Consider the following 19,445-nt stretch of genomic DNA (forward strand, 5'->3'; position numbering starts at 1 on the left):
TGCTGAGGGCGCCGGAACGTTTTAGCGGGATTCGTCGGGCCCGGGCTTCCGGAGCGCAACGCACTCTCAGTGCGCTGCCGATCCTCAGCACGGGCGCCGGTCTGTCCGGCACGATTCGTTCATGCGCCCCGGGGGCTGCGAAGTGCCTGCAGCTTCGCCTGGTCTCGCAAGGCTGGAACGGCGTGCGTACGATCGGGTACGACGGCGTATGGCGTTGCGACCTCGGGCCGGCTTGCAGGGAATGCTTCGCGGCCCCGGTTCAGGGCCGTCAATCTGCGTGTGCGCCTGCGCGCAATTGGTACAAGTTTATTGTCGAATAAAGTACCATCGCCCTCTTTTTGTCCGGCGACGGACCTTCCTTTGGTTTTTCGGGAGCGGTGAGGGTGCCGGATAACTCGGCTTGGAGTCCTCTGCACAGAGTCGCTCTGGGGCGGCGCGGGCCGGTGTTGATTCACATGACAACACGCTTCTGGCGGGCGCGACGCATCAGGACCGAAAAAACCGCTCAACAGTATATTTCAAAACGATGGCCTTGAGTAAAGCTCCCGCAGTGCGCCACGAGCGCGTCGACGACGCGAGCGCCGGTCAGCGCATCGACAATTTTCTGGTGCGCGTCTGCAAGGGCGTGCCGAAGAGTCACATCTACCGCATCCTGAGAAGCGGCGAGGTGCGGGTCAATAGCCGTCGGGTGGATCAGACCTACCGCGTGCAGATCGGGGACGAAGTGCGCATCCCGCCGATCCGCATTGCCGAGAAGGAGAATGCCGCGCCGGTGCCCATGGGCAAACCCTTCGACATTGCCTACGAGGACGATGCGCTGCTGGTGCTCGACAAGCCGGCCGGGCTGGCGGTGCATGGCGGCAGCGGGGTGAGCTTCGGCCTGATCGAGCAGCTGCGGCGCCAGCGGCCGGAGGCGAAGTTCCTCGAGCTGGTGCATCGCCTCGACCGCGAGACCTCGGGCCTGTTGATCGTCGCCAAGAAGCGCAGCGCGCTGACGGTGCTCCACGACATGATGCGCGACGGCAAGGTGCAGAAGCGTTATCTGACGCTGGTGACGGGGCGCTGGCTGAACGCCCAGCAGCACATCAAGCAGCCGCTCCTCAAGTATCTGCTGGAGAACGGGGAGCGGCGGGTGAGCGTGAATCGCGAAGGCAAGCCGGCCCACAGCATCGTGCGGCTGGTGCGGCGCTGGGCGGGCTACAGTCTGCTGGAAGTCGAGCTGAAGACCGGGCGCACCCACCAGATCCGGGTCCATCTCACCCACGCCGGCTTTCCCTTGTGTGGCGACGACAAGTACGGCGATTTCGCCCTCAACAAACAGCTCGAGAAGGAAGGGCTGGGGCGGATGTTTCTGCACGCGGCGAAGCTGGCCTTCCGGCATCCGCTTACCGATCAGCCGATCGAACTTGCGGCGCCCTTGCCTGCCGAACTGGATGGCTTTCTCGCCGTTGTCGAACAAACCCGGGAGCGGGAATATGGCTAGACCGCAACGCTACGAACTGATCGTCTTCGACTGGGACGGCACGCTGATGGATTCGGCTGCTGCCATCGTCCAGGCGATCCAGGCTGCCAGCGCCGATCTGGGCCTGCCGCCGCCTTCTGATGCCCGGGCGCGTCACGTGATCGGCCTTGGCCTGCAGGACGCGCTGCACCACGCGGTGCCGGAGCTGCCTGAATCCGACTACCCGAAGATGGTGGAGCGCTATCGCCATCACTATCTGTCCAGCGATCACGAGCTGACGCTGTTTGATGGCACCCAGGCGCTGATCGCCGATCTCCACGCCCGCGGTCATCTGCTGGCGGTGGCGACCGGCAAGAGCCGCAAGGGGCTCGACCGGGCGTTGGGTTTTACGGGCTTGGGCAAGTATTTCCACGCCACGCGCTGCGCCGACGAGTGCTTCTCGAAGCCCCATCCGGCGATGCTGTTCGAGCTGATGGACGAGCTGGGCGTGATGGCCGAAACCAGCCTGATGATCGGCGACACGACCCACGACCTCTTGATGGCGAAGAACGCCGGTGTGGATGGGCTAGCCGTGAGCTTCGGCGCCCATCCGGTCGATCAGCTGGTGGCCGAGTCGCCGGTGGCGTGCATCGACACGCCGGCCGGGCTGCGGGCGTGGCTGGAGGTCAACGGGTGATCTGCGCGTCGGCCGATCTCGTCGATGGCGGCGACGGCGTGCGCTTCGTGGTGCAGCGGGGCGGCCAGGACGTGGCGGCCTTTGCGGTGCGCTATCGCGGCAAGGTCTACGCTTACATCAACCGCTGCGCCCACGTGGCGGTTGAGCTGGACTGGCAGCCCGGGCGTTTTTTCGACAGCAATGGGCTGTATCTGATCTGCGCCACCCACGGCGCCCTGTACCGGCCCGAGAGCGGCGCGTGCGTCGAAGGGCCGTGCCGGGGCGGTCGGCTGGAGATGCTGCCGGTGGTGGAGCGGGATGGCGGGGTGTTTCTCGCCCGGTCTGACTGAGCGCTGCGGCTAGCCGGCCAGTAGCAGGAACACTGTGGGGCGCTTGGCCAGATCTGGTGCGGGGGTTTTCTTCCAGTCGGCGATCCGCCGGGTGGCGATCCATTCATCTGCTGTGGTGAGATCCCGGGCGATGCACAGGCGGGTCTCGGGGCCGCAGGCCTGCTTGAGCGCCTCGAACATCCGGTCGTTGCGGTAGGGTGTCTCGATGAACAGCTGGGTGCGCGAGAAGCGGGCAGATTCGGCCTCGAGCTCGCGCAGGCGGCGCTTGCGGGCTTCCTCGTCGATGGGCAGGTAGCCGTGGAAGGCGAAGCTCTGGCCGTTGAGGCCGGAGGCCATCAGGCTCAGCAGCAAGGATGACGGCCCGACCATCGGCACCACCTGGATGCCGGCCTCGTGGGCGCGGCGGACCAGCAGTGCGCCGGGGTCGGCCACGGCCGGGCAGCCGGCTTCGGACATCAATCCGCAGTCGAGCCCGTTCCTGATCGGCGCCAGCAGGCCATCAAGATCGGCCGGGCCCGGGTTTTCGGGTAGCTCGCGGATGTCGAGGTCGCGTAGCGGCCTGGGGTGCTCGAAGCGTTTGAGGTCGGCGCGGGCGGTCTTGGCGTTCTCGACGACGAAGTAATCGAGGCTGCGGGCGCGCATGCCGACTTCGGCCGGCGTGGTGAGGGCGAGGGGCGCCTCGCCCAGGCTGACCGGAATCAGATAGAGCTTGCCGGCGGCGGTCGTCACGGCAGGGCGACGCCTTCGTGGCGCAGCATCCGGGCCAGAGCGATCAGCGGCAGGCCGACGAGGGCGTTGGGGTCGTCGCCGGAAAGGGCGTCGAGGAGGGTGATGCCCAGGCCTTCCGACTTGGCGCTGCCGGCGCAGTCGAGGGGGCGCTCCTTTTCTACATAGCGGACGATCTCGTCGTCGCTGAGAGTGCGAAAGCGCACCTCGGTCGGCACGACGTCGATCTGCGCTTCGCCCGTTGTCGTGTTGAGGAGCGCCAGCGCGGTGTGGAAGATCACGGTCTGGCCGCTCATCTGCTTGAGCTGCGCCACGGCGCGCTCGACGGTGCCGGGCTTGCCGAAGCGGATGTCGCCCATCGCGGCCACCTGGTCGCTGCCGATGATCAGCGCGTCGGCAAAGTTGCCGGCCACGGCGCGGGCCTTTTCGATGGCGAGGCGCTCGGCGGTGCTGCGGGGGTGTTCGCCGGGCAGCGGGCTCTCGTCGATGTCGGGGCGGGCAACTTCGAAGGGCAGGTTGAAACGCTGGAGGAGTTCGCGGCGATACGCCGAGGTGGAAGCAAGGACGAGTTTCATCGATCGGGGTGCTGCGGCGTGAAAAGTGCCGTCGGCCGCTTTGCAGAGTTTTGACACAGGGAGCCGAAAATAATATCATGCCGCTCTTATGTCGCAAGAAAGCTTCGTGATCGACCTTCGGGCGTTGGCCAGAGATGGGCGCCGCCTTGAGGGCGAGGTGCCGGTATCCCGGCTCGGCCGTGTTGCCGAGTCTGTGCTGGAACCCGCCGGAACGGTGGCTTTCGGGTTTCAGGGCGAGCGTGACGACGAGGGCAAGCTCCACGTCGATCTGTGGATCCGGGGATGTCTGGTTCTTCAGTGTCAGCGCTGTCTTGAGGCCCTGCAGTGGCCCTGTGAAGTGGAAAATCGTCTTCTGCTCCTCCGCCCCGGCGAAGCGCCGCCGGAAGATGAGCTCGAAAACGATGCGGAAGACGCCCTCGAGGTTGAACCGCTCACGGACCTCCTGGCGCTGGTTGAGGACGAGGTGTTGCTGGCCTTGCCCCTGGTGCCGCGTCACGATGATTGCGATCCGCCGGTCAAGGCCGGTGTTGATGAAGAGATTTCGCCCTTCGCCGTTCTGCGTCAGTTGCGCGGCAAGGTTTAAGTATTCCTCAAGGAGTTTTTCATGGCCGTTCAACAGAACAAGAAGTCCCCGTCCAAGCGCGGTATGCATCGTTCCCACGATTTCCTGGTTGCGCCCCCGCTGGCCGTCGAGCCGACCACCGGCGAAGTCCACCTGCGCCACCACGTTTCGCCGTCCGGCGTCTATCGTGGCAAGAAGGTTGCCAAGGCCAAGGGCGAGTAATTCTCCTGGTTGCCAGACGGCGCGACGCCTTCGGGCGGTCGCGCCGTTTTCACAACTTGTCCACCCATTTCTCTCCGTTTAGCGCCGAATGACTGTCACCCTGGCCATTGACTGCATGGGGGGCGATCACGGCCCTTCGGTAACGGTTCCGGCCGCGCTGCATTTTTTGCGCGCTGATCGCGACGCCCGAATTCTCCTGGTCGGTCGCCCGGAGGCCATTGAGCCTCATCTGGGCGGCGCGCTGCAGGAATTCGGTGAGCGCCTGCGCGTGCATCCGGCATCGGAAGTCGTCGGAATGGACGAGCCGCCGGCGCTCGCCATGCGCAACAAGAAGGATTCATCGATGCGCGTGTCGGTGGATCTGGTCAAGTCGGGCGATGCCCAGGCGGCCGTGTCCGCCGGCAATACCGGTGCGCTGATGGCGATCTCCCGGTTCGTCCTCAAGACCCTTCCCGGCATCGATCGCCCGGCGATCTGCAGCACGCTGCCGAGCATGCGCGGCCTCACCCACATGCTCGATCTGGGCGCCAACGTCGATTGCTCGGCCGAGCACCTGCTCCAGTTCGGCATCATGGGCGCGATGCTGGTGGCGGCGGTCGAGCACAACGAGCGGCCGAGCGTCGGCCTGCTCAACATCGGCGAAGAAGACATCAAGGGCAACGAGATCGTCAAGCAGGCCGGTGAGCTCCTGCGCAACAGCGGGCTCAACTTCTACGGCAACGTCGAAGGCAACGACATCTACAAGGGTACGGTCGATGTGGTCGTCTGCGACGGCTTTGTCGGCAACGTGGCGCTCAAGACCTCCGAAGGCCTCGCCCACATGATGGCGACCTTCCTGCGCGAACAGTTCTCCCGCAACTGGATCACCAAGCTGGCGGCATTCTTTGCGATGTCGGCCCTCAAGGGGTTCAAGCACAAGGTGGATTCCCGCCGCTACAACGGCGCGGCCCTGCTGGGGCTGCGCGGTGTGGTGGTGAAGAGTCACGGCTCGGCCGATGCCTTCGCCTTCGAGCAGGCGCTCTGGCGGGCGGCGGAAGCGGCGCGCAACAGGCTCATCGAGCGGATCAGCGAACGAATGGAACGTGAAAGGCCTGCGGCATGATTCATGCGCGAGTGATCGGAACCGGCAGCTTTCTGCCTGGTGCGCCCGTCAGCAACAACGATCTGGTGGCCCGGGGTATTGATACTTCGGACGAATGGATTGTCGAACGCACCGGCATCTGCCGGCGTCACCTGGCCGAGCCCGATGTCACGGCGAGCCAGCTGGCCTATGAGGCGAGCACCCGGGCGATTGCTGCCGCGGGCTGTCAGCCGGCCGACATTGACCTGATCATCGTCGCCACCTCCACGCCGGACTACATTTTCCCGAGCTCCGCCGCGCTGCTGCAGTCGAAGCTGGGCATCACCAACGGCGGCGCAGCGTTCGACCTGCAGGCGGTGTGCACCGGTTTCGCCTACGCCCTGTCGACCGCCGAAAAGTTCATCCGCTCCGGCAGCCACAAGCGTGCGCTGGTCGTGGGAGCCGAAATCTTCTCGCGCATCCTCGACTGGAACGACCGTGGCACCTGCGTGCTGTTCGGTGACGGCGCCGGCGCCGTGGTGCTGGAGGCGTCCGACAAGCCGGGCATCCTCGCGACCGCGCTGCACGCCGATGGCAGCCACAACGGCATCCTTTGCGTGCCGGGTCAGGTTAATCGCGGCGGCATCACCGGCGATCCTTTCCTGCGCATGGATGGTCAGGCGGTGTTCAAGTTTGCCGTCAAGGTGCTGAGCGACGTGGCCCGCGAGGTGGTCGATCAAGCCGGCCTCACCATCGACGACGTGGACTGGCTGATCCCCCACCAGGCCAACATCCGCATCATGCAGGCCACGGCCAAGCGACTGGGTGTGTCGACCGAGAAGGTCATCGCCACGGTCAGCGAGCATGGCAACACCTCGGCGGCGTCGATTCCGCTGGCGCTCGACCTTGCCGTGCGCGACGGCCGTATCCAGCGCGGCCAGAAGATTCTCCTCGAAGGCGTGGGCGGCGGCTTCACCTGGGGCGCCGCGCTCCTCGAGTTCTAAGCAGCATTGTCATTCAAGGATGGGATGATGAATTTCGCTTTCGTTTTTCCGGGGCAGGGCTCCCAGTCGGTCGGCATGATGGCGGCTTACGGTGATTCCGCGGTGATCCGCGACACCTTCGCCGAAGCCTCCGCCGCCCTTGGCGAGGATCTGTGGCAGATGGTCGCCGACGGCCCCGCCGAAGTGCTGGCCCAGACCGTCAATACCCAGCCGCTGATGCTCACCGCCGGCGTGGCCGTGTATCGCGAGTGGATCGCCCGTGGCGGCGCCACGCCTAGCCTCGTTGCCGGTCACAGCCTCGGTGAATATTCCGCGCTGGTTGCTGCCGGTGCGCTGGATTTCCAGGAGGCCGTCAAGCTGGTGCGCCTGCGCGCCCAGGCCATGCAGGAAGCCGTCCCGGCCGGTGAGGGCGCGATGGCTGCGCTGCTCGGCCTCGACGAACCCGCCGCCGCCGAGGCCTGTGCCGAAGCCGCCCAGGGCGAGGTCGTCTCCGCCGCCAACCTCAATTCCCCCGGTCAGATCGTCATCGCTGGCGCCCGCGCTGCCGTCGAGCGCGCCATGGCGGTTGCCAAGACCAAGGGTGCCAAGCGTGCCGTGCTTCTGCCGGTGAGCGCGCCCTTCCACTGCGCGCTGATGAAGCCGGCCGCCGAGCGACTGGCGTTGCGTCTGGCCGAGATCGAGATCAAGGTGCCGGCCATCGCCGTGCTTAACAACGTGGATGTGGCCGTCGAGACCGACCCGGCCCGCATCAAGGATGCGCTGGTGCGTCAGGCCTATTCGCCTGTGCGCTGGATCGAGACTGTGCAGGACATCGCCCGCCGTGGCGCGACCCACGTTTTCGAGTGCGGCCCGGGCAAGGTCCTGGCCGGCATGACCAAGCGCATTGAAGGCAGTCTGCAGGGCGGCGCGATCGCCGATGCGGCCAGCCTCGCAGAGATTCTCCAGACGACGGAGGCAGCATGAGTCAGGTTCTGCAAGGGCAGGTGGCGCTGGTCACCGGCGCTTCCCGCGGTATTGGCCGGGCCATCGCCCTCGAACTGGGCCGCCTTGGTGCGACGGTGGTCGGTACGGCCACGTCCGAGGCCGGCGCTGCCGACATCCAGGCCGGGCTCGAGGCGGCGGGCATCCCCGGTCGCGGTCTGGCCCTCGACGTGACCGACGCGGCGGCCTGCGAGGCGGCCATCTCGGAGATCGAGAAGAGCCTCGGTCCGGTGCTCGTGCTGGTCAATAACGCCGGCATCACCCGCGACAACCTGGCGATGCGCATGAAGGATGCCGAATGGGATGCGGTGCTCGACACCAACCTCAAGTCGGTGTTCCGAATGTCCCGCCTCGTCATGCGTGGCATGATGAAGGCCCGTAACGGCCGCATCATCAACATCACCTCGGTGGTCGGCAGCTCCGGCAACCCCGGCCAGGCCAACTACGCGGCCGCCAAGGCGGGCGTGGCCGGCATGGGCCGCGCGCTGGCCCAGGAGCTCGGCAGCCGCAACATCACCGTCAATTGCGTCGCGCCGGGGTTCATCGACACCGACATGACCAAGGAACTGCCCGACGCCCAGCGCGAGGCCCTGCAGGGCAAGATTGCCCTCGGTCGTCTCGGCAAGCCGGAGGAGATCGCCTCGGTGGTCGGCTTCCTGGCGTCGCCCGCCGCATCGTACGTGACGGGGGCCACCCTGCACGTCAATGGCGGCATGTACATGGCGTAATCCTCGCCGGACTGGCGAGGGTGCGCGTTTTTGGTAGAATGCGGGGGTTTTGAATTCACCCCGCTCAATCAGCGAAGGAGTTGCTACATGGAAAATATCGAAGCTCGTGTCAAGAAGATCGTCGCCGAACAACTCGGTGTCAACGAAGCCGAAATCAAGAACGAATCGTCCTTCGTTGACGATCTGGGTGCCGACTCCCTCGACACCGTCGAGCTGGTGATGGCCCTCGAAGAAGAATTCGAGTGCGAAATCCCCGACGAAGAAGCCGAGAAGATCACCAGCGTTCAGCAGGCGATCGACTACGTCTCCGCCCACCTGAAGAAGTAAGATTCGCAGGAGCCTGCCTTGACCCGACGCAGAGTTGTCGTCACCGGCCTTGGCGCCATCACGCCGGTCGGTAATACCGTACCTGAAACCTGGGACGCCATTGTCAATGGCCGTTCCGGCATCGCTCAGATTACCCGTTTCGACACCTCTGCCTTTTCGGCGAAGATTGCCGGCGAGGTCAAGGGCTTCGATGTCAGCGCCTATCTTTCCCCGAAGGAAGCGCGCCGTATGGATATCTTCATCCATTACGGTCTTGCGGCGGGCATCCAGGCCATCCGCGATTCGGGCATCGAGGTAACCGACGCCAATGCTCACCGCATTGGTGTCAATATCGGTTCCGGCATCGGCGGCTTGCCGATGATCGAGGACACCCACGACGATTTCCTCGGCGGTGGTCCTCGCAAAATTTCTCCGTTCTTCATTCCCGGCACCATCATCAACATGATCTCCGGCAACCTGTCGATCATGTTCGGGATGAAGGGCCCCAATCTTGCTGTCGTCACGGCCTGTACCACCGGTCTGCACGCGATCGGCATGAGCGCGCGCATGATCGAGTACGGTGATGCGGACGTGATGGTCTGCGGTGGCGCCGAATCGACGGTGACCCCGCTGGCCGTCGGTGGCTTTGCGTCGGCGAAGGCGCTGTCCACCCGCAATGACGATCCCGCGACGGCAAGCCGTCCGTGGGACAAGGATCGGGATGGCTTCGTCCTCGGTGAAGGCGCAGGCGTGCTGGTGCTTGAGGAATACGAGCATGCCGTCAAGCGCGGCGCCCGCATCTACGCCGAGATTGCCGGTTTCGGCATGAGCGGCGATGCCTATCACATGACCGCACCGGATACTGATGGTCCGCGCCGCAGCATGGTGAATGCGCTGCAAAACGCCGACATCAACGTCGACGAAGTGCAGTATCTCAACGCCCACGGCACCTCGACGCCCCTCGGCGACAAGAACGAAACCGAAGCGATCAAGCTCGCCTTCGGTGCGGATGTTGCCAAGAAGCTGGTGGTTAATTCCACCAAGTCGATGACCGGTCACCTCCTGGGTGGCGCTGGTGGTCTCGAATCGGTGATCACCACGCTGGCGGTCTATAACCAGATCTCGCCGCCGACGATCAACATCTTCGAGCAGGATCCGGAGTGTGATCTCGACTACTGTGCCAACGTGGCGCGCGACATGAAGATCGACATTGCCGTGAAGAACAACTTCGGCTTTGGCGGCACCAACGGCACGCTGGTGTTCCGCAAGGTCTGAGTTCGCGGCACGGATTCCCGTGCATCGTGACAGTCATTGAAATCAAGCCGTCCCGGCTGCTCCTCGTTCTTGTGACGGGGATGCATGTCGTGGCGGCTTTTTCATTGGGGTTCAGCGTCGAGCCGATGGTGTGGTTGTGCGGGCTGGCCGTGATTGTCGGCTCGTGTGTCCGGTTCTGGACGCAGTGGCGGAAGGCGGGGACGCGCCTGGGGCTGGCATCGGAAGGTGATCTGCTGATCGACCCTGATGGTGCTGCCGAGCGCCGTCTGAGGCTGGGGTCTGAAACAACGGTGACGCCTTTTGCAGTCTGGCTGGTCTGGCCACGGCAGGGTGGTGGCCGTGGCGGTACGCTGCTCGTGATGCGCGACCAGACCACGCCCGAGGCGTGGCGTCGGCTGCAGATATGGGCCCGGCTGAGAGCCGGGCCTGTTGCGGGGCGTGGCGTCGAGAACGCCTAGCTGGTCTTGCTGCGGCTGGGGCGGATGATGGTGTCGCGGGCCGCGGGCAGGGTGGTGGGGTAGTCGCGGCTGCAGTGCAGGCCACGGCTTTCCTTGCGCTTGAGGGCGCTGCGGACGATGAGATCGGCCGTGACCACCAGGTTGCGCAACTCGATGAGATCGTTGCTGACCCGGAAGTTGCTGTAGAACTCGTCGATCTCCCGTGCGAGCAAGCGAATGCGGTGCTGGGCCCGCTGGAGCCGCTTGTTGGTGCGGACGATGCCCACGTAGTCCCACATGAAACGCCGCAGCTCCTCCCAGTTGTGGGAGATCACGATGGATTCGTCGGCGTCGGTCACGCGGCTTTCGTCCCACTGGGGGAGCTCTGCCGCGTGGGGGCGCGGGTTGGCGAGGATGTCATTCGCGGCAGCCTCGCCGTACACCAGGCATTCGAGCAGCGAGTTGCTGGCCAGCCGGTTGGCGCCGTGCAGACCGGTGCAGGCCGTTTCGCCGACCGCGTAAAGGCCGGGTACGTCGGTGCGGGCGCGCAGGTCGGTGACGATGCCACCGCACGAGTAGTGCGCGGCCGGTACGACCGGGATCGGCTGCTGGGTGATGTCGATGCCCAGTTCGGCGCAGCGGGCCAAGATGTTGGGGAAGTGTTCACGCAGGAAGTCGGCCGGCTTGTGGCTGATGTCCAGGAAGACGCAGTCGAGGCCGTGCTTCTTCATCTCGAAATCGATGGCGCGGGCCACGATGTCGCGGGGGGCCAGTTCTTCCCGGCTGTCGTGCTCGGGCATGAAGCGGCTGCCGTCGGGGCGGCGCAGCAGGCCGCCTTCGCCGCGGACGGCTTCGGAGATCAGGAAGGACTTGGCTTGCGGGTGGTACAGGCAGGTGGGGTGGAACTGGATGAACTCCATGTTCGACACCCGGCAGCCGGCCCGCCAGGCCATGGCAACCCCGTCGCCGGTGGCGGTGTCGGGGTTGGTGGTGTAGAGGTAGACCTTGCCCGCGCCACCGGTGGCGAGCACCGTGTGACGTGCCGCAAATGTGCGCACTTCGTCGTTGGCGATGTCGAGGACGTAGGCGCCAAGGCAGCCGGCCTCGGGGCGGCCGATCTTGTGGCCGATGATGAGGTCGACGGCGATGTGCTGCTCGAAGATCTGGATGTTCGGATGGGCGCGGACCTGTTCGGTCAGCGTGGCCTGCACCGCGGCGCCGGTGGCGTCGGCCACGTGGATGACGCGGCGGTGGCCGTGTCCGCCTTCGCGGGTGAGGTGATAGCCGATCGGCGAGCTGGAATCGGAGGTGAAGGGTACGCCGTGGTCGATCAGCCATTGAATGGCGCGGGGGCCGTTCTCGACGACGAAGCGGGTGGCCTTCTTGGAACACAGCCCCGCCCCGGCCGTGTGGGTGTCGGCGATGTGGGCTTCCGTGCTGTCGGTGGGGTCGAGCACCGCGGCGATGCCGCCTTGCGCCCAGGCGCTGGCGCTGTCTTCGAGCGTGCGTTTGGTGACGAGGGCGACCTTCAGGGTGTCTGCGAGACGAAGGGCGAGTGATTGGCCGGCGAGGCCGCTGCCCAGAATGAGCACGTCAAAAGCGGTCACTTCGGAATTCCGCGGGGGGCGATAGTTCGGATGGCCGACTATAGCACGTGCAATCTGCCCTGCAGACGCCAACAAAACCCTTTGGGCGACTGAACTATGCGCCAGACGATGCGGTCAACCTCAGTACTTTGGCGGGGAAGCAGGACGCACAAGGTATACTGCGGGGCTGTGACCGACCGGGTCACGCCTTACGAGGTAGCCCTTTCCCGACCATGAGTGATCGCGAAATTGACCAACTGCTGGTCGAGCGCGTCCAACGCGGTGACAAACAGGCTTTCGGCCTGCTGGTCACCAAGTATCAGCGCAAGCTCGCCCGGCTGTTGTCGAGATTGATCCGAGATCCCGCCGAAGTGGAGGATGTCGCCCAGGAAACGTTCATCAAGGCGTATCGCGCCTTGCCGTCCTTCCGGGGAGACAGCGCTTTTTATACCTGGCTGTATCGTATCGGGATCAACACCGCCAAGAACTTCCTCGTTTCGCAAGGCCGCCGCGCTCCAACCTCAACCGATTTCGATTCCGACGAAGCTGAAACCTTCGAGGATGGGGATCAGTTGCGCGATATCAACACGCCGGAGCGGCTGCTGATGACCAAGCAGATCGGGGATACCGTCAATGTGGCGATGGAGGCCTTGCCTGAGGAATTGAGAACGGCGATCGTTTTACGGGAGATCGAAGGTTTGAGTTACGAAGAGATCGCCTCGATCATGGAATGCCCAATCGGCACCGTCCGGTCGCGGATCTTCCGCGCCCGGGAAGCAATTTCAGAAAAGCTCAGGCCGTTGCTCGACACGGCTCCGAACAAGAGGTGGTAAGACGATGAAAGAAAAGGTTTCTGCCCTGCTGGATGGCGCCCTCGACGATGAGGCTTCATCCCGAATGTTCGAATCGCTCAAGCGGGATGGGGCGCTTCGACGGGAATGGGAAAACTTCTGCCTGATCGGGGACGTGCTGCGGGATGAGCGTGGACTCTCGCCGGATTTCGCGCGAAACGTGATGCGCTGCATCGAGGATGAGCCGGCCATCGTTGCGCCCCATCGGCGTGAAGTCGGCAGCGGCCTGGTCAGGCATCTGATGCCGATCGCCGCGTCGGTCATGGGTGTGGCGGCCGTTGGCTGGGTGGCAATCACCCTCAACAGCGACGGCCCGGCGGCGGAGCGTATCGCTGCTGCCAAGGTGCAGCAGCCGGTGGCGCTGGTGAGCGCACCGGCCGACACCGCAGCCCGCGCCACTGGCGCGACGGCCGAGTCGTCCGAGCGCGAATACCTGTTCGCCCATCAGGCGATGGCGCCCTCGGCGGCCATGCCGGGCGTGGCGCTTTACGTGCGGACCGTTTCCGACAGCCGCGCGGTAGGGCAGCGATGAAGCGATTCGTCGTACTTCTGGCAGCGTGTCTGACGGCGGGAGTGGCAGCCGGCGCGGATGCGTCGACCGATCCCCTCAGTTGGCTTGGCCGGATTTCCAGCGCTGCGCACAAGCTCAATTACACGGGCACCTTCAGCTATCAGAGCGGCAAGAACGTCGAGACCTCGCGGATCGCCCATCTGGTAGATGGCGGCGCCGAGTTTGAAAAGCTCGAGGCGCTGGACGGCAGCCCGCGGGAGGTTGTGCGCAACAACGAAGAGGTGCAGTGCTTTCTGCCCGACCAGAAGCTGGTGATCGTCGATCAGTCGGCGGCCCGGCGCGGGTTTCCGGCGCGGCTGCCGTCGTCGCCGAGCGCCCTGGCCGAGAACTACCGGATCCGGAAGGGCGAGGTCGTGCGGATCGCCGGGCTCGAAAGCCAGCAGATCATTCTCGAACCCAAGGACGACATGCGCTTCGGGCACCAGTTCTGGGCGGATGTGAACTCTGGCCTGCTGCTCCGCGCCCGCCTGATCGGCGAGAAGGGCGAGAGCATCGAACAGTTTGCCTTCAGCGAGGTTCAGATCGGTGTGCCCTTCGACAAGGAGAAGGTCAAGCCTCGTTTCGTGCGGGGGCCGGATTGGAAGGTGGCGCAGGCCCGGGGCAATGACGTGAAGGTCGAGGATACCGGCTGGATCTTCCGCAACTCGATTCCGGGTTTCAGGCAGGTCGTGTCGGTCACGCGGCCGGCGCGCAAGGATCGGGCCGAGGCTTATCACGTGGTGTTTTCGGACGGGCTGGCGGCGATCTCGGTGTTCATCGAGCCGCTGCCCTCCAAACCGGGGCACCAGAGTGGCATGAGCGCCAACGGCGCCGTCAATATATTCCGGCGCACGGTAGCCGATCACCAGATCACCGCACTGGGCGAAGTCCCCCAGGCTGCGCTGGTGCGAATCGCAGATGGCGTGGAGGTTCGTAAGCGGTAATGCGGGTCAAGGGGGTGGTGTCGCGGGTCGAATCCGGTTACGCGTGGGTGGATGTGAGCGTGGCCCAGGGCTGCGGTCGTTGCAATGAGCCCGGCGGCTGCGGTGGCGTCAATATCGCTAGGCCGCTGGCGTCGTCCAGTCAGGCTGTGCGGGTGCCCAACGGCATCGACGCGCGGCCGGGTGACGAGGTTGGCGTGGTTGTCGAGGATGGGGTTCCCCTGCGTGCGGCCCTGCTGGCCTATGCCTTGCCGGTGGTTGGCGTGCTGCTCGGTGCAGTTGCCGGCACAGCGGTGGCGCCGGTCGGTGGCAGTGTGGATCTGTCGGCCGGCATCGGTGCGGTGGCGGGGGGCGTGATGGCGTTTCTGCTGGCCCGAGGGCGATCTGCCTGGACGCGGGGTGCGGCCCCGCTGCGGCTTGAGCGTGGTAGCTCGTCGTCGGAGGTGTGCGGACGATGAGCGTCGGTCTGTCTTTCCATCGGGTATTTGTCTGGCTGGTGGTGGCTGCCATGCTGCTCTCCGGCCGTATTGCGCTGGCCAAGGAGCTGCCCGATTTTGCTGATCTGGCCGAGCGCCAGGGGGCGGCGGTGGTGAACATCAGCACCACCCAGGCGCTGCGCCAGGCGCGCCCGGGTGTGCCTAGCCTGGACGAGGACGATCCGATGTTCGATCTCTTCCGGCGTTTCATTCCGCGCGGGCCGTCGGCGCCGCGGATGGACCCGGACAATCGATCCCTCGGGTCCGGCTTCATCGTCTCGCCCGATGGTTACGTGCTCACCAACGCCCATGTGGTCGATGGCGCCGACGAGATCGTCGTCAAGCTCACCGACAAGCGTGAGTTCCGCGCCCGCCTGATCGGCACCGACCCGCGCACCGATGTGGCGCTGCTCAAGATCGACGCCACAGGCCTGCCCAAGGTCAGCTTCGGCGATCCGGGCAAGCTGCGGGTGGGCGACTGGGTGGTGGCGATCGGCGCGCCGTTTGGCTTCGAGAATTCGGTGACGGCAGGGATCGTCAGCGCCAAGGGCCGCTCGCTGCCGCAAGAGAATTTCGTGCCTTTCATCCAGACCGATGTGGCCATCAATCCGGGCAACTCCGGTGGGCCGCTGTTCAACATGAAGGGCGAGGTGGTCGGCATCAACTCGCAGATTTATAGCCGCACAGGTGGGTTCATGGGCCTGTCGTTCGCGATCCCGATCGATGTGGCAATGGATGTTCAGTCCCAGCTGCGCGCCAGTGGCCGGGTGCAGCGTGGGCGCATCGGCGTGGTGATCCAGGAGGTCTCTCGCGAACTCGCCGACAGCTTCAATCTCGGCAAGCCGGTGGGCGCGCTGGTGAGTTCGGTGGAGAAGGGCAGTCCGGCCGATAAAGCCGGCATCGAGCAGGGCGACATCGTCCTGCGCTTTGACAACCGGACGGTGGGCGTGTCGGGTGATCTGCCGCGCCTCGTGGGCAGCACGCGGCCGGGCAGCAAGGCGCCGGTGCAGGTGTGGCGCAAGGGCACGGTGCGGGATCTGGTGGTGATGGTGGCGGAGCTGCCGGAGGACAAAGCCCGCAAGGTTGCGCTCAAGGCGCCGCGGCAGGACGTGGCGCCGAACCGGCTCGGCATCGTTGTCGTCGAGCCCACCGCCGAACAGCGTCGCGACGGGCGTTTCCCCGCTGGCGGCGTGGTGGTGGATGCGCTGCGCAGTGCGTCGGCACGGGCTTCCGAGATCCAGGCTGGCGACGGCATCCTGGCGCTGGTGAGCAAGGGCGTTCGCACCGACATCCGCTCGGTGGAGCAGTTCAACCGGGTGGTGGGTGCCCTCGACCTCGGTCAGACAGTCACGCTGCTGGTGCTGCGTGGCGAAACCCAGACCTTTGTTCCGCTGCGAACCCTTGAGCGCTGATCGCCAGCTCATCGTGCTGAGCCGGATGTGGTGCCATCTGTGCCATGATCTGCTCGCCGCGCTCGCCCCGCTCCAGGATGAACTGGGGTTTTCGGTTCGGGTCGTGGACCTCGACACGGACGCCCCCGAACTCGAGGAAGTCTGGGGTGAGAAAGTGCCGGTGCTGCTCGACGGGGATGTGGAACTATGTCACTACTTTCTTGACGAATCCGCAGTCCGTGCTCATTTCCGGCGTATCGGTTAAAATCCAACCCTTTGTCAGGCAAACAATTTTTTCAAGGGTGCCCAACGGCACCCTTTTTCGTGGCCCATGCAACACATCAGAAACTTTTCGATCATCGCCCATATCGACCACGGCAAGTCCACCCTGGCCGACCGGATCATCCATCTTTGCGGCGGCCTGTCCGACCGGGAGATGGAAGCCCAGGTGCTGGACTCGATGGACATCGAACGTGAGCGGGGCATCACCATCAAGGCCCAGACCGCGGCGCTGAGCTATCGCGCCCGCGACGGCCAGGTCTATAACCTCAACCTCATCGACACCCCGGGGCACGTGGACTTCTCCTACGAAGTCTCCCGCTCCCTGGCAGCTTGCGAAGGCGGCCTGCTGGTGGTGGATGCCTCCCAGGGCGTCGAGGCCCAGACGGTGGCCAACTGCTACACCGCGCTCGACCAGGGCGTCGAGGTGGTGCCGGTCCTCAACAAGATGGACCTGCCCCAGGCCAACCCGGATGGCGCGAAGCAGGAAATCGAGGACGTGATCGGCATCGATGCGAGCGACGCGGTTCCCTGTTCGGCCAAGACCGGCATGGGCGTCGAGGACATCCTGGAGGCCGTGATCGCCCGCGTTCCGGCCCCCAAGGGCGATCCGGACGCGCCGCTGAAGGCGCTGATCATCGACTCCTGGTTCGACAACTACGTGGGTGTGGTGATGCTGGTCCGCGTGGTGGATGGCACCCTCAAGCCCAAGGACAAGATCCTGTTCATGTCCAACGGCGCCCAGCACCTGTGCGAGCAGGTGGGCGTGTTCACCCCCAAGTCGCAGCAGCGGGAATCCCTCTCTGCGGGGCAGGTGGGCTTCATCATCGCCGGCATCAAGGAACTGAAATCCGCCAAGGTGGGTGACACAATCACCCTGGCCGGCCGCAAGGCCGAACAGCCGCTGGCCGGTTTCAAGGAGATCAAGCCGCAGGTGTTCGCCGGCCTCTATCCGGTCGAATCCAACGAGTACGATCAGCTGCGCGAATCCCTCGAAAAGCTGCGCCTCAACGACGCCTCGCTGCAGTTCGAGCCGGAAGTCTCCCAGGCGCTGGGCTTCGGCTTCCGCTGCGGCTTCCTCGGCCTGCTGCACATGGAGATCGTGCAGGAGCGTCTGGAGCGCGAGTTCGACATGAACCTCATCACCACGGCGCCGACCGTGGTGTATGAAGTGCTGATGAAGGACGGGACCGTCGAGCAGGTGTCCAACCCGTCCAAGCTGCCGGATCTGTCCAAGGTCGAAGAGGTGCGCGAGCCGATCATCAAGGCGGTGATCTTCCTGCCCCAGGAATACGTCGGCCCGGTGATCACCCTGTGCAACCAGAAGCGCGGCGCCCAGGTGGACATGCTCTACCACGGCCGTCAGGTGCAGCTGATCTACGACATGCCGATGAACGAAGTGGTCATGGACTTCTTCGACAAGCTGAAGTCGGTGTCCCGTGGCTACGCCTCCCTCGACTACGAGTTCAAGGAATACCGCGCCGCCGATCTGGTCAAGCTCGACGTGCTGGTGTCCTCCGAGAAGGTGGATGCCCTGTCGATCATCGTGCACCGCGCCAACTCCCAGTACCGGGGTCGCGAGCTGGTGGCCAAGCTGCGTGAGCTGATCCCGCGCCAGATGTTCGACGTGGCCATCCAGGCGGCGATCGGCTCCAATATCGTCGCCCGTGAGACCATCAAGGCCCTGCGCAAGAACGTGCTGGCCAAGTGCTACGGCGGTGACATCACCCGTAAGAAGAAGCTCCTCGAGAAGCAGAAAGAGGGCAAGAAGCGCATGAAACAGGTGGGCAACGTGGAGATTCCGCAGGAAGCCTTCCTGGCCGTGCTGCGGGTGGATGAAGGTAAATGAGCCTGCTGACTGGAGCTGATACGTGAATTTCGCCCTGATTCTTTTCCTGCTGTTGCTGGTGAGCGGCGTGCTGTGGGCGCTGGACCGTTTCGTCGCCAGCAAGCGGCGCAGCGTGGGCGCCAAGACGCCGTGGTGGGTCGAGTACGGTGCGAGCTTCTTCCCGGTGATCCTGGTGGTCTTCTGCCTGCGCTCGTTCGTCGTCGAACCTTTCCGGATCCCGTCCGGCTCGATGATCCCGACCCTGCTGGTGGGCGATTTCATCCTCGTGAACAAGTGGACTTACGGCATCCGCCTGCCGGTGATCAACAAGAAGATCATCGACGTGAACGAGCCGCAGCGGGGCGATGTGATGGTGTTCCGCTTTCCGGGCGATCCGTCCCTCGACTACATCAAGCGCGTGGTCGGCCTGCCCGGCGACAAGGTCGAGTATCTAGACAAGAAGCTCACGATCAACGGCCAGCCGGTGCCGCAAAACGCCGCCGGCGACTACCTGCACACCGATAGGCTCTACTATTCGCCGAGCTTCGTCGAGAAGCTGGGCAACGTCGAGCACCGGATCATCGTGGAAAATGCCGCGCCGGCATACGTTTCCCAGGTCACCAAGTATCCGTTCCAGGAAAACTGCACCTATACTAACCGCGGCCTTTCCTGCACCGTTCCCGCGGGCCACTACTTCATGATGGGTGATAACCGCGACGGCAGTTTCGACAGCCGCGGTTGGGGTTTCGTCCCGGAAAAGAACATTGTTGGCAAGGCTTTCTACATCTGGTTCAATTCCAGCGACCTGAAACGGATAGGCAGCTTCCAGTGATCATGACGCGAAAAAGTCAATCGGGCCTGAGTCTTGTCAGCGTGCTGCTGGTCGGCGGCACGATGGCTGCACTCGTGGTGTTGGGCCTCAAGCTCATCCCGGTGGTCAATGAGTACTTCGGGATCAAGCGTGCGCTGGCCGCGGTGGTAAGCGCCTCCAACCCCCAGAGCGCGACAGTTTCCGAGCTGCGCAACGCCTTCTCGAAGCGCGTCACCGTGGATGACATCACCAGCGTCACCCCGGCCGATATCGACATCACCAAGGAAAACGGCCGCATCGTCATGTCGGTCGACTACGCCCGCAAGGTGCCGCTCTATGGCAAGGTGAGCCTGCTGATCGAATTCTCCGCGTCGTCCGACGCAAACTGA

The 19,445-nt window shown here is 64.6% G+C and carries 24 protein-coding genes; 21 read left to right on the plus strand and 3 right to left on the minus strand.

What is annotated here, in order from left to right; translation table 11 throughout:
• Positions 1 to 526: 526 nt before the first annotated feature.
• From GH681_RS10910 to GH681_RS10920, 3 genes are read left to right on the plus strand one after another with little or no spacing between them, the layout of a single operon-like run.
• Positions 527 to 1,483: an RluA family pseudouridine synthase gene (locus GH681_RS10910; RefSeq protein ID WP_153161502.1), complete on the plus strand. Its 957-nt coding sequence runs from the start codon at positions 527 to 529 to the stop codon at positions 1,481 to 1,483.
• Positions 1,476 to 2,138: an HAD-IA family hydrolase gene (locus GH681_RS10915; RefSeq protein ID WP_153161503.1), complete on the plus strand. Its 663-nt coding sequence runs from the start codon at positions 1,476 to 1,478 to the stop codon at positions 2,136 to 2,138. The genes GH681_RS10910 and GH681_RS10915 overlap by 8 nt, the downstream gene beginning before the upstream one ends.
• Positions 2,117 to 2,467: a Rieske 2Fe-2S domain-containing protein gene (locus tag GH681_RS10920; RefSeq protein ID WP_153161504.1), complete on the plus strand. Its 351-nt coding sequence runs from the start codon at positions 2,117 to 2,119 to the stop codon at positions 2,465 to 2,467. Before GH681_RS10915 ends, GH681_RS10920 begins: the two co-directional genes overlap by 22 nt.
• 9 nt (positions 2,468 to 2,476) lie before the next feature.
• Here GH681_RS10920 and GH681_RS10925 read toward each other — a convergent pair whose 3' ends face one another.
• Both GH681_RS10925 and GH681_RS10930 read right to left on the minus strand, forming a co-directional pair.
• Positions 2,477 to 3,196, minus strand: a complete 720-nt coding sequence (locus GH681_RS10925) for an SAM-dependent methyltransferase (RefSeq protein ID WP_153161505.1) — start codon at positions 3,194 to 3,196, stop codon at positions 2,477 to 2,479.
• A complete protein-coding gene (locus GH681_RS10930) occupies positions 3,193 to 3,768 on the minus strand; it encodes a nucleoside triphosphate pyrophosphatase (RefSeq protein ID WP_153161506.1) in 576 nt (191 codons plus the stop codon). Before GH681_RS10930 ends, GH681_RS10925 begins: the two co-directional genes overlap by 4 nt.
• 106 nt (positions 3,769 to 3,874) lie before the next feature.
• Here GH681_RS10930 and GH681_RS10935 point away from each other — a divergent pair, with 106 nt between their 5' ends.
• The 9 genes from GH681_RS10935 to GH681_RS10975 all read left to right on the plus strand — a co-directional run bounded on the left by GH681_RS10935 (position 3,875) and on the right by GH681_RS10975 (position 10,364).
• Complete coding sequence (locus GH681_RS10935; RefSeq protein WP_194271206.1) at positions 3,875 to 4,351, plus strand: DUF177 domain-containing protein; 477 nt, start codon at positions 3,875 to 3,877, stop codon at positions 4,349 to 4,351.
• Positions 4,352 to 4,372: 21 nt separating this feature from the next.
• A complete protein-coding gene (gene rpmF, locus GH681_RS10940) occupies positions 4,373 to 4,552 on the plus strand; it encodes a 50S ribosomal protein L32 (RefSeq protein ID WP_079435603.1) in 180 nt (59 codons plus the stop codon).
• 88 nt (positions 4,553 to 4,640) lie between these two features.
• Positions 4,641 to 5,654, plus strand: coding sequence for a phosphate acyltransferase PlsX (plsX, locus tag GH681_RS10945; protein WP_153161508.1), 1,014 nt, complete (start codon positions 4,641 to 4,643; stop codon positions 5,652 to 5,654).
• Complete coding sequence (locus tag GH681_RS10950) at positions 5,651 to 6,616, plus strand: beta-ketoacyl-ACP synthase III (RefSeq protein ID WP_153161509.1); 966 nt, start codon at positions 5,651 to 5,653, stop codon at positions 6,614 to 6,616. Before plsX ends, GH681_RS10950 begins: the two co-directional genes overlap by 4 nt.
• 27 nt (positions 6,617 to 6,643) lie before the next feature.
• Positions 6,644 to 7,579, plus strand: coding sequence for an ACP S-malonyltransferase (gene fabD / locus GH681_RS10955; RefSeq protein WP_153161510.1), 936 nt, complete (start codon positions 6,644 to 6,646; stop codon positions 7,577 to 7,579).
• Positions 7,576 to 8,325: a 3-oxoacyl-ACP reductase FabG gene (gene fabG, locus GH681_RS10960; protein ID WP_153161511.1), complete on the plus strand. Its 750-nt coding sequence runs from the start codon at positions 7,576 to 7,578 to the stop codon at positions 8,323 to 8,325. The genes fabD and fabG overlap by 4 nt, the downstream gene beginning before the upstream one ends.
• 87 nt (positions 8,326 to 8,412) lie before the next feature.
• On the plus strand, positions 8,413 to 8,652 hold the full coding sequence (gene acpP, locus GH681_RS10965; RefSeq protein WP_153161512.1) for an acyl carrier protein: 240 nt from the start codon (positions 8,413 to 8,415) through the stop codon (positions 8,650 to 8,652).
• An 18-nt stretch (positions 8,653 to 8,670) separates the two neighbouring features.
• The gene (fabF, locus tag GH681_RS10970; protein ID WP_153161513.1) at positions 8,671 to 9,906 is read left to right on the plus strand and encodes a beta-ketoacyl-ACP synthase II; all 1,236 of its coding nucleotides are present in this window, start codon (positions 8,671 to 8,673) and stop codon (positions 9,904 to 9,906) included.
• A gap of 26 nt (positions 9,907 to 9,932) precedes the next feature.
• Positions 9,933 to 10,364 (plus strand): protein YgfX, encoded by a 432-nt coding sequence (locus GH681_RS10975; RefSeq protein WP_153161514.1) that lies wholly within the window; start codon positions 9,933 to 9,935, stop codon positions 10,362 to 10,364.
• Here the strand turns inward: GH681_RS10975 and nadB are convergent.
• Complete coding sequence (nadB, locus tag GH681_RS10980) at positions 10,361 to 11,950, minus strand: L-aspartate oxidase (RefSeq protein ID WP_153161515.1); 1,590 nt, start codon at positions 11,948 to 11,950, stop codon at positions 10,361 to 10,363. The genes GH681_RS10975 and nadB overlap by 4 nt on opposite strands.
• A gap of 212 nt (positions 11,951 to 12,162) precedes the next feature.
• Between nadB and rpoE the strand changes: the two genes are divergently transcribed.
• The 9 genes from rpoE (at position 12,163) to GH681_RS11025 (ending at position 19,445) form a co-directional block, all read left to right on the plus strand.
• On the plus strand, positions 12,163 to 12,762 hold the full coding sequence (rpoE, locus tag GH681_RS10985) for an RNA polymerase sigma factor RpoE (protein ID WP_153161516.1): 600 nt from the start codon (positions 12,163 to 12,165) through the stop codon (positions 12,760 to 12,762).
• Between the two features lie 4 nt (positions 12,763 to 12,766).
• Positions 12,767 to 13,312, plus strand: coding sequence for a sigma-E factor negative regulatory protein (locus tag GH681_RS10990; RefSeq protein ID WP_153161517.1), 546 nt, complete (start codon positions 12,767 to 12,769; stop codon positions 13,310 to 13,312).
• Entirely contained in the window at positions 13,309 to 14,274 is a 966-nt protein-coding gene (locus GH681_RS10995; protein WP_153161518.1) for a MucB/RseB C-terminal domain-containing protein, read from the plus strand. The genes GH681_RS10990 and GH681_RS10995 overlap by 4 nt, the downstream gene beginning before the upstream one ends.
• Positions 14,274 to 14,729: a SoxR reducing system RseC family protein gene (locus GH681_RS11000; protein WP_153161519.1), complete on the plus strand. Its 456-nt coding sequence runs from the start codon at positions 14,274 to 14,276 to the stop codon at positions 14,727 to 14,729. The genes GH681_RS10995 and GH681_RS11000 overlap by 1 nt, the downstream gene beginning before the upstream one ends.
• A gap of 50 nt (positions 14,730 to 14,779) precedes the next feature.
• Complete coding sequence (locus GH681_RS11005) at positions 14,780 to 16,159, plus strand: DegQ family serine endoprotease (RefSeq protein ID WP_153161623.1); 1,380 nt, start codon at positions 14,780 to 14,782, stop codon at positions 16,157 to 16,159.
• Positions 16,149 to 16,403 (plus strand): glutaredoxin family protein, encoded by a 255-nt coding sequence (locus tag GH681_RS11010; RefSeq protein WP_153161520.1) that lies wholly within the window; start codon positions 16,149 to 16,151, stop codon positions 16,401 to 16,403. Before GH681_RS11005 ends, GH681_RS11010 begins: the two co-directional genes overlap by 11 nt.
• Positions 16,404 to 16,469: 66 nt before the next feature.
• A complete protein-coding gene (gene lepA, locus GH681_RS11015) occupies positions 16,470 to 18,266 on the plus strand; it encodes a translation elongation factor 4 (protein ID WP_153161521.1) in 1,797 nt (598 codons plus the stop codon).
• 22 nt (positions 18,267 to 18,288) lie between these two features.
• Positions 18,289 to 19,077: a signal peptidase I gene (gene lepB, locus GH681_RS11020; protein ID WP_153161522.1), complete on the plus strand. Its 789-nt coding sequence runs from the start codon at positions 18,289 to 18,291 to the stop codon at positions 19,075 to 19,077.
• A 2-nt stretch (positions 19,078 to 19,079) separates the two neighbouring features.
• Complete coding sequence (locus tag GH681_RS11025; RefSeq protein ID WP_153161523.1) at positions 19,080 to 19,445, plus strand: DUF4845 domain-containing protein; 366 nt, start codon at positions 19,080 to 19,082, stop codon at positions 19,443 to 19,445.

Source organism: Zoogloea sp. 1C4, from assembly GCF_009469605.1.
Classification (GTDB): Bacteria; Pseudomonadota; Gammaproteobacteria; order Burkholderiales; family Rhodocyclaceae; genus Zoogloea; species Zoogloea oryzae.

Excerpts from the sequence above, each read along its gene's own strand:
- GH681_RS10910 (WP_153161502.1), top strand. The coding sequence starts at position 527 with ATGGCCTTGAGTAAAGCTCCCGCAGTGCGCCACGAGCGCGTCGACGAC.
- GH681_RS10915 (WP_153161503.1), top strand. The coding sequence starts at position 1,476 with ATGGCTAGACCGCAACGCTACGAACTGATCGTCTTCGACTGGGACGGC.
- GH681_RS10930 (WP_153161506.1), bottom strand. The coding sequence starts at position 3,768 with ATGAAACTCGTCCTTGCTTCCACCTCGGCGTATCGCCGCGAACTCCTC.
- rpmF (WP_079435603.1), top strand. The coding sequence starts at position 4,373 with ATGGCCGTTCAACAGAACAAGAAGTCCCCGTCCAAGCGCGGTATGCAT.
- plsX (WP_153161508.1), top strand. The coding sequence starts at position 4,641 with ATGACTGTCACCCTGGCCATTGACTGCATGGGGGGCGATCACGGCCCT.
- GH681_RS10950 (WP_153161509.1), top strand. The coding sequence starts at position 5,651 with ATGATTCATGCGCGAGTGATCGGAACCGGCAGCTTTCTGCCTGGTGCG.
- fabD (WP_153161510.1), top strand. The coding sequence starts at position 6,644 with ATGAATTTCGCTTTCGTTTTTCCGGGGCAGGGCTCCCAGTCGGTCGGC.
- fabG (WP_153161511.1), top strand. The coding sequence starts at position 7,576 with ATGAGTCAGGTTCTGCAAGGGCAGGTGGCGCTGGTCACCGGCGCTTCC.
- acpP (WP_153161512.1), top strand. The coding sequence starts at position 8,413 with ATGGAAAATATCGAAGCTCGTGTCAAGAAGATCGTCGCCGAACAACTC.
- rpoE (WP_153161516.1), top strand. The coding sequence starts at position 12,163 with ATGAGTGATCGCGAAATTGACCAACTGCTGGTCGAGCGCGTCCAACGC.
- GH681_RS10990 (WP_153161517.1), top strand. The coding sequence starts at position 12,767 with ATGAAAGAAAAGGTTTCTGCCCTGCTGGATGGCGCCCTCGACGATGAG.
- GH681_RS10995 (WP_153161518.1), top strand. The coding sequence starts at position 13,309 with ATGAAGCGATTCGTCGTACTTCTGGCAGCGTGTCTGACGGCGGGAGTG.
- GH681_RS11000 (WP_153161519.1), top strand. The coding sequence starts at position 14,274 with ATGCGGGTCAAGGGGGTGGTGTCGCGGGTCGAATCCGGTTACGCGTGG.
- GH681_RS11005 (WP_153161623.1), top strand. The coding sequence starts at position 14,780 with ATGCTGCTCTCCGGCCGTATTGCGCTGGCCAAGGAGCTGCCCGATTTT.
- lepA (WP_153161521.1), top strand. The coding sequence starts at position 16,470 with ATGCAACACATCAGAAACTTTTCGATCATCGCCCATATCGACCACGGC.
- GH681_RS11025 (WP_153161523.1), top strand. The coding sequence starts at position 19,080 with ATGACGCGAAAAAGTCAATCGGGCCTGAGTCTTGTCAGCGTGCTGCTG.